At 75.5% G+C, this 760-nt stretch carries 1 protein-coding gene; it reads left to right on the top strand.

Features of this window, described 5'->3' with window-relative positions:
- On the top strand, positions 1-760 hold a 760-nt coding region (locus ACFFNX_RS51735; RefSeq protein WP_378213862.1), incomplete at both ends, for a hypothetical protein.

Raw genomic sequence — 760 nt, 5'->3', positions numbered from 1 at the left:
CGGGCTGCGGCTCACGTCCGCCGAGGACGCCCTGGCCGCGGGCGAGTACGCGCTGGCACGCGGCATCGCCGAGGAGGTGCTCGCGCACGCCTCGATCCCGGCCGAGCGCGTACGGGCCTGGATCGTGCTGCTCGACTCCGGCGGCCAGGCGCTCGCCGAGCTGGACGACGTCTTCCCGCGCGCGTTCGCCGACGCTCTCGATGACCCCGCGCTGCTCGCCCCGCTGCACTACCGGCTCGCCTGGCGGGCCTGGCTGGTGAAGGGATCGGCGGTGCGGGCACGCGACGAGGCGGCCACCGCAGCCCGGCTCGCCGCCGAGGCGGGCGACCGCCGTACCGAGGTGCTGGCGCTGACCAAACAGGCGCTCGCGGAGTTTCACACCGGGCGGCTGGAGGCCGAACGGACCCTCGAACGCGCGCTGGCCGTCTCGCCGGACCCGGCCATCCGGTTCGACCACAACGGCCCGGTGTACCTGCGCCACCGGAACCACCTCCTGCACGATCGGGTGGAGGAGGCGCGGGCCGAGCTCCGCTCGCTGACGTACGCGGTGCGGCAGCGCGGCGCGGTGGAGAGCCTGTTCATGTGCCTGTACGGGTCCTCGCAGGTGGAGATCTTCCGTGGCCGCTGCGACCGGGCGCTCGACCTGGCCGAGCAGTGCCTGCGGCTCGCCGAGGACAGCGAGCTGAGCCGGGGGCCGGCCTGGTGCGCGGTGGCCTTCGCCGAGGCGGCCGGCGGCTCGCTCGACCGCGCGCTGACGGCC

The sequence above is a fragment of the Actinoallomurus acaciae genome (assembly GCF_042429965.1).
In the GTDB taxonomy this organism is placed as follows: domain Bacteria; phylum Actinomycetota; class Actinomycetes; order Streptosporangiales; family Streptosporangiaceae; genus Actinoallomurus; species Actinoallomurus acaciae.
The sequence above is the reverse complement of the archived record's forward strand: the minus strand, read 5'-3'. Positions and strand labels throughout refer to the sequence as shown.